The organism is Streptomyces sp. MnatMP-M17 (assembly GCF_900091995.1).
Lineage (GTDB): Bacteria > Actinomycetota > Actinomycetes > Streptomycetales > Streptomycetaceae > Streptomyces.
Map to the genome: position 1 here is coordinate 1 of NZ_FMDK01000339.1, position 10,262 is coordinate 10,262.

Consider the following 10,262-nt stretch of genomic DNA (forward strand, 5'->3'; position numbering starts at 1 on the left):
CCCCAGTTTTTTCCCGCCGTATCCGGCTCGCTCGGCTCCATCGGCTACGGCCTGGCCGCCATCGGTCCCGGCGTCGGCGTCGGCATCATCTTCGGTAACGGCACCCAGGCCCTCGCCCGTCAGCCCGAGGCGGCCGGTCTGATCCGTACGAACCAGATTCTTGGTTTCGCGTTCTGTGAGGCGCTCGCCCTCATCGGTCTGGTCATGCCGTTCGTCTACGGCATCTGATCGCGGACTCACGACCAGCCCACTAGACGAAAGGCACTGATGTGAGCCCACTGCTCAATATCGCGGCTGAGGAGTTGGAAAACCCTCTCATTCCGCCGGTTCCCGAGCTTGTCATCGGTCTTATCGCCTTCGTCATCGTCTTCGGCTTCCTCGCCAAGAAGCTCCTCCCGAACATCAACAAGGTTTTGGAAGAGCGCCGCGAGGCCATCGAGGGTGGCATCGAAAAGGCGGAGGAGGCCAAGACCGAGGCCCAGAGCGTGCTGGAGCAGTACAAGGCCCAGCTCGCCGAGGCCCGGCACGAGGCCGCCCGTCTCCGCCAGGAGGCGACCGAGCAGGGCGCCGTCATCATCCAGGAGATGAAGGCGGAGGGACAGCGGCAGCGTGAGGAGATCATCGCCGCCGGTCACGCCCAGATCGAGGCCGACCGCAAGGCCGCGGCCAGTGCGCTGCGTCAGGACGTCGGCAAGCTCGCCACGGAACTGGCCGGCAAGCTCGTCGGTGAGTCCCTGGAGGACCACGCCCGGCAGAGCCGCACCATCGACCGCTTCCTCGACGAGCTTGAGGACGGCGCCGAGAAGGCCGAGGCCAGGCGATGAACGGAGCGAGCCGCGAGGCACTGGCTGCCGCACGTGAGCGTCTCGACGCACTGACCGACAGCACGTCGGTCGATGCCGGGAAACTCGCCGAGGAGCTGGCCGCTGTAACCGCGCTGCTCGACCGCGAGGTGTCGTTGCGCCGGGTCCTGACCGACCCGGCGCAGCCCGGCGAGGCCAAGGCCGAGCTGGCCGGACGGCTGCTGAGCGGCCAGGTGGGCGGCCCGGCCGCCGATCTGGTCTCCGGCATGGTCCGCTCCCGCTGGTCGCAGCCGCGCGACCTGGTCGACTCCATCGAGGAGCTGTCCGCCCTCGCCGAGCTGACCGCCGCGCAGCGGACCGGGACGCTCGACGACGTGGAGGACGAGCTGTTCCGGTTCGGCCGCATCGTGGAGTCCAGCACGGGGCTGCGCGCGGCGCTGACCGACCGGTCGGCAACGGTCTCCGCCAAGACCGCGCTGCTGAACCAGCTGCTCGGCGGCAGGGCAGAACCGGCCACCGAACGCCTGGTCGCGCGTCTTGTGACGCAGCCCCGGGGACGTAGCCTGGAATCGGGTCTCCAGACCCTGTCCCGGCTCGCCGCGGCGCGCCGGGACCGGATGGTCGCCGTCGTCACCTCGGCGGTACCGCTCACCGACGCCCAGAAGCGGCGCCTCGGCGCGGCACTGGCGAAGCTGTACGGCCACCCGATGCATCTGAACCTGGACGTGGACCCTGAGGTCCTCGGCGGGATCTCGGTGCGGGTCGGTGACGAGATCATCAACGGCACGGTCGCGGACCGTCTCGCAGAGGCGGAACGGCGGCTGGCCGGCTGACCGCGGCCGGCGCCGGGCGGCCTGCCGCCGGCCAACAGAACAGAGCAACACCAGCGGCCCGGTTGGGCCGTGCAGAGATTGCAGAAGATTCCTGGGGGTCGCCCCCAGACCCCGAGACAGACCCCCAAAGAAACTTCGGGCCCAACAAGGAGAGCAGGGAACCCAGATGGCGGAGCTCACGATCCGGCCGGAGGAGATCCGGGACGCGCTGGAGAACTTTGTCCAGTCGTACAAGCCGGACGCGGCCTCGCGCGAGGAGGTCGGAACGGTCAGCGTTGCCGGTGACGGCATCGCGAAGGTCGAGGGGCTGCCCTCGGCCATGGCGAACGAGCTGCTGAAGTTCGAGGACGGCACCCTCGGTCTCGCCCTCAACCTTGAGGAGCGCGAGATCGGTTCGATCATCCTCGGTGAGTTCAGCGGTATCGAGGAGGGACAGTCGGTCACCCGTACCGGCGAGGTCCTCTCCGTCGCCGTCGGCGAGGGATACCTGGGTCGCGTGGTCGACCCGCTCGGCAACCCGATCGACGGACTCGGCGAGATCGAGACCGAAGGCCGCCGCGCCCTTGAGCTTCAGGCTCCGGGCGTCATGGTCCGCAAGTCGGTCCACGAGCCGATGCAGACCGGCTACAAGGCCGTCGACGCCATGGTGCCGATCGGCCGTGGCCAGCGTCAGCTCATCATCGGCGACCGCCAGACCGGCAAGACCGCGCTGGCCGTCGACACGATCATCAACCAGCGTGACAACTGGCGCTCGGGCGACACGAACAAGCAGGTCCGCTGCATCTACGTCGCCATCGGCCAGAAGGGCTCCACCATCGCGTCCGTACGCGGTGCGCTGGAGGAGGCCGGCGCCCTTGAGTACACGACGATCGTCGCCGCCCCGGCGTCCGACCCGGCCGGCTTCAAGTACCTGGCGCCGTACACCGGCTCGGCCATCGGCCAGCACTGGATGTACCAGGGCAAGCATGTCCTGATCATCTTCGACGACCTCTCGAAGCAGGCCGACGCCTACCGCGCCGTGTCCCTGCTGCTGCGCCGTCCGCCGGGCCGCGAGGCCTACCCGGGCGATGTCTTCTATCTGCACTCGCGTCTGCTGGAGCGCTGCGCCAAGCTCTCCGACGACCTGGGCGCCGGTTCGATGACGGGCCTCCCGATCGTCGAGACGAAGGCGAACGACGTGTCGGCGTTCATCCCGACCAATGTCATCTCCATCACCGACGGCCAGTGCTTCCTGGAGTCCGACCTGTTCAACGCCGGCCAGCGGCCCGCGCTGAACGTCGGTATCTCGGTCTCCCGAGTCGGTGGCTCCGCCCAGCACAGGGCCATGCGGCAGGTTTCAGGCCGACTGCGTGTGGACCTCGCCCAGTACCGTGAGCTGGAGGCGTTCGCCTCCTTCGGCTCCGACCTGGACGCGGCCTCCAAGGCGTCCCTGGAGCGCGGCAAGCGCATGGTCGAGCTGCTGAAGCAGCCGCAGTACTCGCCGTACCCGATCGAGGAGCAGGTCGTCTCCATCTGGGCCGGCACCAACGGCAAGATGGACGACGTACCGGTCCTCGACATCCGCCGCTTCGAGACCGAGCTGCTGGAGTACCTGCGCCGTGAGCGCAAGGAGCTGCTGACCAGCATCGCCGAGGGCGCCAAGATGTCGGACGACACGCTCCAGTCCATCGCGGACGCCATCGCCGCCTTCAAGCGGCAGTTCGAGACCTCGGACGGCAGGCTCCTGGGCGAGGACGCGCCGGCCGTCAACGTCTCCAAGTGACGACGGAAGGGACCTGACTCATGGGAGCCCAGCTCCGGGTCTACAAGCGTCGCATCCGATCCGTCACCGCGACCAAGAAGATCACCAAGGCGATGGAGATGATCGCCGCCTCGCGCATCGTCAAGGCGCAGCGCCAGGTGGCGGCCTCCACGCCGTACGCGACCGAGCTGACCCGCGCGGTCACCGCGGTGGCGACGGGATCGACGACCAAGCACCCGCTGACCACCGAGGCGGAGACGCCGGTCCGTGCCGCGGTCCTGCTCATCACGAGCGACCGCGGTCTGGCCGGCGGCTACTCCTCGAACGCCATCAAGGCGGCGGACCAGCTCACCGAGCGGCTCCGTGGTGAGGGCAAGGAGGTCGACACGTACATCGTCGGCCGCAAGGGTGTCGCCTACTACGGCTTCCGCGAGCGCAGGATCGTGGAGTCGTGGACCGGCTTCACCGACAATCCGACGTACGCGGACGCCAAGAAGATCGCGGCGCCGCTGATCGGGGCCGTCCAGCAGGACACGGCCGAGGGCGGCGTGGACGAGCTCCACATCGTCTTCACCGAGTTCGTCTCGATGCTGACGCAGACGCCGGTACAGCACCGGCTGCTGCCGCTCAGCCTCGGCGAGACGGCCGAGGAGTCCGCGGCGAAGGGCGAGATCCTTCCGCTCTTCGACTTCGAGCCGTCGGCGGAGGACGTCCTCGACGCCCTGCTGCCGCGCTATGTCGAGAGCCGTATCTACAACGCGCTGTTGCAGGCCGCCGCCTCCAAGCACGCCGCCACCCGGCGCGCGATGAAGTCGGCGACCGACAACGCCGGGGAGCTCATCAAGAGCCTCTCCCGGCGTGCCAACGCGGCCCGCCAGGCCGAAATCACCCAGGAAATCAGCGAGATCGTCGGAGGCGCAAGCGCCCTGGCCGACGCGACCGCGGGGAGTGACAGGTAAATGACGACGACTACCGAGAATGCTGTGACGGCCGCGGCCACGGGCCGCGTCGCCCGGGTCATCGGCCCGGTCGTCGACGTGGAATTCCCCGTCGACGCGATGCCGGACATCTACAACGCCCTGCACGTCGAGGTCGCGGACCCGGCGGAGGAGGGCAAGCGCAAGACGCTGACTCTCGAAGTCGCCCAGCACCTGGGCGACGGACTGGTCCGCGCCATCTCGATGCAGCCCACCGACGGTCTGGTCCGCCAGGCCACGGTGGTCAACACGGGCGATGGCATCACCGTACCGGTCGGCGATGTGACCAAGGGCAAGGTGTTCAACACCCTCGGTCAGATCCTGAACGAGCCGGAGGCCGAGTCCCAGATCACGGAGCGCTGGCCGATCCACCGCAAGGCGCCGGCCTTCGACCAGCTCGAGTCCAAGACCGAGATGTTCGAGACCGGTCTGAAGGTGGTCGACCTGCTGACCCCGTACGTCAAGGGCGGCAAGATCGGTCTGTTCGGTGGTGCGGGCGTCGGCAAGACCGTCCTCATCCAGGAAATGATCATGCGTGTGGCCAATCTGCACGATGGTGTTTCCGTGTTCGCCGGTGTCGGTGAGCGCACCCGTGAGGGCAACGACCTGATCGACGAGATGACCGAGTCGGGCGTGCTCGACAAGACCGCGCTGGTCTTCGGTCAGATGGACGAGCCGCCGGGCACGCGTCTGCGCGTCGCGCTCTCCGCGCTGACCATGGCGGAGTACTTCCGCGATGTGCAGAAGCAGGACGTGCTGCTCTTCATCGACAACATCTTCCGCTTCACGCAGGCCGGTTCCGAGGTCTCCACGCTGCTCGGCCGTATGCCGTCCGCGGTGGGCTACCAGCCGACGCTGGCGGACGAGATGGGTGTGCTCCAGGAGCGCATCACCTCGACGCGTGGTCACTCGATCACCTCGATGCAGGCGATCTATGTGCCCGCGGACGACCTGACCGACCCGGCCCCGGCCACGACCTTCGCGCACCTCGACGCGACGACCGTGCTGTCGCGTCCGATCTCGGAGAAGGGCATCTACCCGGCGGTCGACCCGCTGGACTCGACGTCCCGGATCCTGGACCCGCGTTACATCTCGCAGGACCACTACGACGCGGCCAGCCGCGTCAAGGGAATCCTCCAGAAGTACAAGGACCTCCAGGACATCATCGCGATCCTCGGTATCGACGAGCTGGGCGAGGAGGACAAGCTCGTCGTCCACCGTGCCCGCCGTGTCGAGCGCTTCCTGTCGCAGAACACCCACGCCGCCAAGCAGTTCACCGGTGTGGACGGTTCGGACGTGCCGCTGGACGAGTCGATCACCGCGTTCAACGCGATCTGCGACGGGGACTACGACCACTTCCCCGAGCAGGCGTTCTTCATGTGCGGTGGCATCGAGGACCTGAAGGCCAACGCCAAGGAGCTGGGCATCTCCTGAGCCCTTGTTCATGGAGGGGGGCGGGTTCCTCCCGCCCCCCTCCGACGCTCCCGACGACAACCCATAGAATCAAGCCCAACACCCGGCCGAACGGCCGGGTGGTGACCCGAGGAGCCACCCTTGGCTGCTGAGCTGCATGTCGAGCTGGTCGCCGCGGACCGCAGTGTCTGGTCCGGCGAGGCCACCCTGGTCGTCGCGCGCACCACGTCCGGCGACATCGGCGTCATGCCCGGTCACCAGCCGCTGCTCGGTGTGCTGGAGTCGGGCCCGGTGACCATCCGTACGACCGACGGCGGAACGGTGGTGGCCGCGGTGCACGGCGGCTTCCTGTCGTTCGCCGACAACAAGCTCTCGCTGCTGGCGGAGATCGCCGAGCTGGCGGACGAGATCGACACCCAGCGCGCGGAGCTGGCGCTGGAACGTGCGAAGTCGGACGAGGACGCCGCCGCCGAGCGGCGCGCCGATGTCCGGCTGCGTGCGGTGGCGGTGCGCTGAGCCCTGTCACAACGGTTCTACCCTCAGCCGCGGCCCTGGCTGGACTCTCCAGACCGGGTCGCGGCTGAGGCGATGCAGGTGCGATTTCTGTTCCGGTACTGAATGAGGCGAGGAGGTCGGTGTTGATGGTCCTCGCTCTGCTCGTATGCGGACTGGTCGTCGTACTGGTTGCGGTGGGGCTCTTCGTTTTCGGTCTGCGCCGGCGGCTGATCCAGCGTTCCGGCGGGACGTTCGACTGCAGTCTGCGCTGGAATGTGCCGGAGGAGCCCGATCTCTCGGGCAAGGGCTGGGTGTACGGAGTCGCCCGCTACAACGGCGACCGGATCAACTGGTTCCGGGTCTTCTCGTACGCTCCGCGCCCGCGCCGCACCCTGGAGCGCTCCTCCATCGAGGTGGTGGCACGCCGGGCGCCCGAGGGCGAGGAGGAGCTCGCGCTGCTCTCCGACGCGGTCATTCTCGGCTGTGCGCATCGCGGTGTCCGGCTGGAACTCGCCATGAGCGACGACGCGCTGACGGGCTTTCTCGCCTGGCTGGAGGCGGCGCCGCCCGGGCAGCGGGTGAATGTGGCCTGAGCCGGGGCTTGCGCCGGTGCGCGTACGTACGGACATGGTGAAGGGGGCGGCGCTCGGGCGCCGCCCCCTTCACTGCTGTTCTAGCTCACTGCTGTGTTCCGGCGGTTATCCGATGCCGTTCTTGACCGCGGTCACCAGCTCGCCGTTCGCCGTGTCTCCCGTGAAGTCCCAGAAGAAGGCGCCGCCCAGGCCCTGCTGCTTCGCCCAGGCCGTCTTGGTCGCGATGGTGGCCGGGGTGTCGTAGCTCCACCAGTTGCTGCCGCACTTGGCGTACGCGGTGCCCGCGATGGTGCCGGTGGGCGGGCAGGTGTTCTTGAGGACCTTGTAGTCCTCGATGCCCGCCTCGTACGTACCGGGCGCGGCGCCGGTCGCGCTGCCGCCCGGCGCGTCCTGGGTCACTCCGGTCCAGCCGCGGCCGTAGAAGCCGATACCGAGCAGCAGCTTGTTGGCCGGCACGCCCTGCGCCTTGAACTTGGCGATCGCGTCGGCGGAGTTGAAGCCCGCCTGCGGGATGCCCGGGTACGAGGTGAGCGGGGAGTGCGGGGCCGTCGGGCCCTGCGCGGCGAAGGCGCCGAAGAAGTCGTACGTCATGACGTTGATCCAGTTCAGGTACTGGGAAGCGCCCGCGTAGTCGGACTTCTCGATCTTGCCACCGGGCGAGGCGTCCGCCGTGGTGGCCGCCGTGACCAGGTAGTTGGCGCCGAACTTGGCGCGCATGGCCTGCGCCATGTTCTTGAACGCGGCCGGGCCGCTGGTGTCACAGGTCAGACCGCAGGCGTTCGGGTACTCCCAGTCCAGGTCGATGCCGTCGAAGACATCGGCCCAGCGCGGGTCCTCCACCAGGTCGTAGCAGGACTGCGCGAAGGCCGCCGGGTTCTGCGCCGCCTGGCCGAAGCCGCCGGACCAGGTCCAGCCGCCGAAGGACCAGAGGACCTTGATGTGCGGGTACTTGGCCTTCAGCTTGCGGAGCTGGTTGAAGCTGCCGCGCAGCGGCTGGTCCCAGGTGTCGGCGACGCCGTCGACGCTCTGGTCGGCGGTGTACGCCTTCTCGTAGTCGGCGTAGGAGTCACCGATCGTGCACTTGCCGCCGGTGACATTGCCGAAGGCGTAGTTGATGTGCGTGATCTTGGCTGCCGAACCCGAGGTGTCCAGGTTCTTGACGTGGTAGTTGCGGCCGTAGACGCCCCACTCGGTGAAGTAGCCGAGCTTGACCTTGCCGCCGGGGCCCGGGTCGGTGCCGCCGCCACCGGTGGTGCGGACCGCGCGGGCGCCGCTGACCGGGCCCGTCTGGTCGGCGCTGTCACGCGCCTGGACGGTGTACGAGTAGTCGGTGCCCGCGCTCAGACCGGAGTCGGTGTACGTCGTACCGGTGACCGTGGCGACCTTCGTGCCGCCCCGCAGGACGTCGTAGTTCTTGATGCCCTTGTCGTCGGTGGCCGCCGTCCAGCTCAGCGTCACCGCGGTGTTGGTGATGTTGCTCGCGGTGGGCGTGCCGGGAGCCGAGGGCGGGTTGTCGCCGGGGACGCTCGGTCCGCCGGTGCACGAGGCGCCGTTGAGCTTGCAGTTGGACGGGGCTCCCGCACCGCTGCCGTTGAAGCCGAAGCTCACGGAGGCGCCGGGGGCCAGTGTCCCGTTCCAGGACTTGTTCTTGGCGGTCCAGTGGTTGGCCGAACCGGTGATGTCGGCGTCCCAGCCGGAGGTGACGGCGGTGCCGGAGGGGAAGTCCCACTCCACCGTCCAGGAGCTGAGGCTGGTGGTGCCGGTGTTCTTCACCGTCCACTTGCCCTCGAAGCCCGTGCCCCAGTCGGAGACCTTGGCGTAGGTGGCGGTCGCCGAGTCGGCGGCTTCCGCGGGCGTGGCCAGTCCGACCAGGGCCGCGAGCGGCAGCAGCAGCGCGGTCAGACCCGCGACAGCCTTCGATCTGAATCGCGTTCTGTGGAGGGCGGGTTGGATGTTCAAGCGTGCTCCTCAGGTGAGTACCGGACAAAGCGGGGGTGGGTCCGTGCACTGCTCACCCTGCGACGGCTCACCGCAGCGTGTGCGGTGAGAGTAGGAAGGTCTGGACCACTCGTCAATAGGTCCAGACCAAAGGTGCGGTGGAGCGGGCCGCGGAACTGGGCGTTCCGGAACTTGTTCCGGGGGCCTTCCGGGGGGCTTTCACAGCTCGTCGGACCGGATTCGCAACTCCTGGGCCAGCACCGCCGCTTGGACTGGGCTGCGGAGACCGAGCTTGCCGAGCAGCCGGCTCACATGGGTCTTCACCGTAGCCTCCGCCATCGTCAGGCGTACGGCGATCTGGGCATTCGACAGTCCTTCACCGAGACAGGAGAGCACCTCGCGCTCCCTGCGGCTGAGGCCGTGCGGCAGATCCGGACCGGCCGCGGTCCCGGCCGCGCCGGGCGCTCGTGAAGAACTGAGCGGTGATCCTGTCATTCCCTTTGCTTCCCTATTCATCCTCGTTAGGTGTTACTTTGGGGAAGGAAAGGGAGTGCTGTGTGGGAGTTCTATTCGGTGGAGCAGGTGGCCGGGCTGCTGGATCTGCACGTCAAGACCGTGCGGGGTTATGTACGGGACGGGCGGCTCAAGGCGACGCGAGTGGGGAAGCAGTACCGCGTCGCCCGGGAGGACTTGGAGGCGTTCACCGGGAGTCCGGCGCCTCCGCCCGTGCGGCGGACGCGGTATGCCGAGGTGTCCGCCATCGTGCAGATCGACGCCCTCAGTCCCGAGGCGATGACCCGGCTGACCAATACGGTCATGGCCCTCGCCCTCAGCCGTGACGGCAGCCAGGGCCGTGACCGCCTGCGGGTCGAGACCGTCTACGACGAGGAGCGGGCCACCCTCAAAATCATCGTCCTGGGCGCCCTGGACACCACCGCCGACCTGCTGAAGGTCATCAACACCCTGATCGAGCAGCCGCAATGACCGGCCGCAATGACCCGCGGAAATAACCAGCCGACACGACCGGCCGACATGGCCGACCGAATCACGAAAGGGACATAGTCCGTGCCTGACGTACTCCAGGACCTCGACGGCACCCTCGTCCTCATGTGCGCGTCCGACGGTCCGCCGCTGGGCGACGAGCGCGCCGCCACCGATGTGATCGGGGAGGGGATGTACCAAGGCGCCGCCTGGGTCGCGGTTCCGGTGGCCCGGTTCACGGACGACTTCTTCCGGCTGCGCACGCGCGTGGCGGGGGACATCGTCCAGAAGTTCGCCAACTACCGCCTGAAGCTTGCCGTCGTGGGCGACATCACCTCGTACACGGAAGCCAGCACCGCACTGCGCGACTTCGTCCGCGAGAGCAACAGAGGCACCCAGCTCTGCTTCGTCCCCGACACGGAAGCCTTCCGCGCCCGCCTCGCCTCGCCCGGCGGCCGGCCCGGCGGCCCGCTCGCGTGAGCGGGCCG

At 68.3% G+C, this 10,262-nt stretch carries 11 protein-coding genes and 1 pseudogene; 10 read left to right on the top strand and 2 right to left on the bottom strand.

Annotated elements, in window-relative coordinates; translation table 11 throughout:
- The 8 genes from atpE to GA0115259_RS15785 all read left to right on the top strand — a co-directional run.
- The coding region (atpE, locus tag GA0115259_RS15750; protein ID WP_107469196.1) for an ATP synthase F0 subunit C at positions 1 to 228 on the top strand (228 nt) is incomplete at its 5' end.
- A gap of 41 nt (positions 229 to 269) precedes the next feature.
- The gene (locus GA0115259_RS15755) at positions 270 to 824 is read left to right on the top strand and encodes a F0F1 ATP synthase subunit B (protein ID WP_093596778.1); all 555 of its coding nucleotides are present in this window, start codon (positions 270 to 272) and stop codon (positions 822 to 824) included.
- Positions 821 to 1,636, top strand: coding sequence for a F0F1 ATP synthase subunit delta (locus GA0115259_RS15760; RefSeq protein ID WP_093596781.1), 816 nt, complete (start codon positions 821 to 823; stop codon positions 1,634 to 1,636). The genes GA0115259_RS15755 and GA0115259_RS15760 overlap by 4 nt, the downstream gene beginning before the upstream one ends.
- A 166-nt stretch (positions 1,637 to 1,802) precedes the next feature.
- Entirely contained in the window at positions 1,803 to 3,398 is a 1,596-nt protein-coding gene (gene atpA / locus GA0115259_RS15765; RefSeq protein WP_093596785.1) for a F0F1 ATP synthase subunit alpha, read from the top strand.
- A 20-nt stretch (positions 3,399 to 3,418) separates the two neighbouring features.
- Positions 3,419 to 4,336 carry a F0F1 ATP synthase subunit gamma gene (locus GA0115259_RS15770; RefSeq protein ID WP_093596788.1) on the top strand — a complete coding sequence of 306 codons (918 nt, stop codon included), beginning with the start codon at positions 3,419 to 3,421 and terminating at the stop codon, positions 4,334 to 4,336.
- Positions 4,337 to 5,788: a F0F1 ATP synthase subunit beta gene (gene atpD / locus GA0115259_RS15775; RefSeq protein WP_093596791.1), complete on the top strand. Its 1,452-nt coding sequence runs from the start codon at positions 4,337 to 4,339 to the stop codon at positions 5,786 to 5,788.
- A gap of 120 nt (positions 5,789 to 5,908) precedes the next feature.
- A complete protein-coding gene (locus tag GA0115259_RS15780) occupies positions 5,909 to 6,283 on the top strand; it encodes a F0F1 ATP synthase subunit epsilon (RefSeq protein WP_093596794.1) in 375 nt (124 codons plus the stop codon).
- Positions 6,284 to 6,408: 125 nt separating this feature from the next.
- The gene (locus GA0115259_RS15785; RefSeq protein ID WP_093596797.1) at positions 6,409 to 6,855 is read left to right on the top strand and encodes a DUF2550 domain-containing protein; all 447 of its coding nucleotides are present in this window, start codon (positions 6,409 to 6,411) and stop codon (positions 6,853 to 6,855) included.
- 105 nt (positions 6,856 to 6,960) lie between these two features.
- Here the strand turns inward: GA0115259_RS15785 and GA0115259_RS15790 are convergent, their stop codons facing one another.
- Entirely contained in the window at positions 6,961 to 8,814 is a 1,854-nt protein-coding gene (locus GA0115259_RS15790) for a glycoside hydrolase family 18 chitinase (RefSeq protein WP_093596800.1), read from the bottom strand.
- A gap of 198 nt (positions 8,815 to 9,012) precedes the next feature.
- Positions 9,013 to 9,210 (bottom strand): annotated as a pseudogene (locus GA0115259_RS15795) (response regulator transcription factor); the annotation flags it as partial.
- Positions 9,211 to 9,348: 138 nt separating this feature from the next.
- On the opposite strand from GA0115259_RS15795, the gene GA0115259_RS15800 reads away from it, so the two are divergent.
- Together GA0115259_RS15800 and GA0115259_RS15805 are read left to right on the top strand one after the other, a co-directional pair.
- Positions 9,349 to 9,777 carry a helix-turn-helix domain-containing protein gene (locus GA0115259_RS15800; RefSeq protein ID WP_093596804.1) on the top strand — a complete coding sequence of 143 codons (429 nt, stop codon included), beginning with the start codon at positions 9,349 to 9,351 and terminating at the stop codon, positions 9,775 to 9,777.
- 81 nt (positions 9,778 to 9,858) lie between these two features.
- Entirely contained in the window at positions 9,859 to 10,254 is a 396-nt protein-coding gene (locus tag GA0115259_RS15805; protein WP_345941018.1) for a DUF4180 domain-containing protein, read from the top strand.
- Positions 10,255 to 10,262: the final 8 nt, after the last annotated feature.

Excerpts from the sequence above, each read along its gene's own strand:
- GA0115259_RS15760 (WP_093596781.1), top strand. The coding sequence starts at position 821 with ATGAACGGAGCGAGCCGCGAGGCACTGGCTGCCGCACGTGAGCGTCTC.
- atpA (WP_093596785.1), top strand. The coding sequence starts at position 1,803 with ATGGCGGAGCTCACGATCCGGCCGGAGGAGATCCGGGACGCGCTGGAG.
- GA0115259_RS15770 (WP_093596788.1), top strand. The coding sequence starts at position 3,419 with ATGGGAGCCCAGCTCCGGGTCTACAAGCGTCGCATCCGATCCGTCACC.
- atpD (WP_093596791.1), top strand. The coding sequence starts at position 4,337 with ATGACGACGACTACCGAGAATGCTGTGACGGCCGCGGCCACGGGCCGC.
- GA0115259_RS15785 (WP_093596797.1), top strand. The coding sequence starts at position 6,409 with ATGGTCCTCGCTCTGCTCGTATGCGGACTGGTCGTCGTACTGGTTGCG.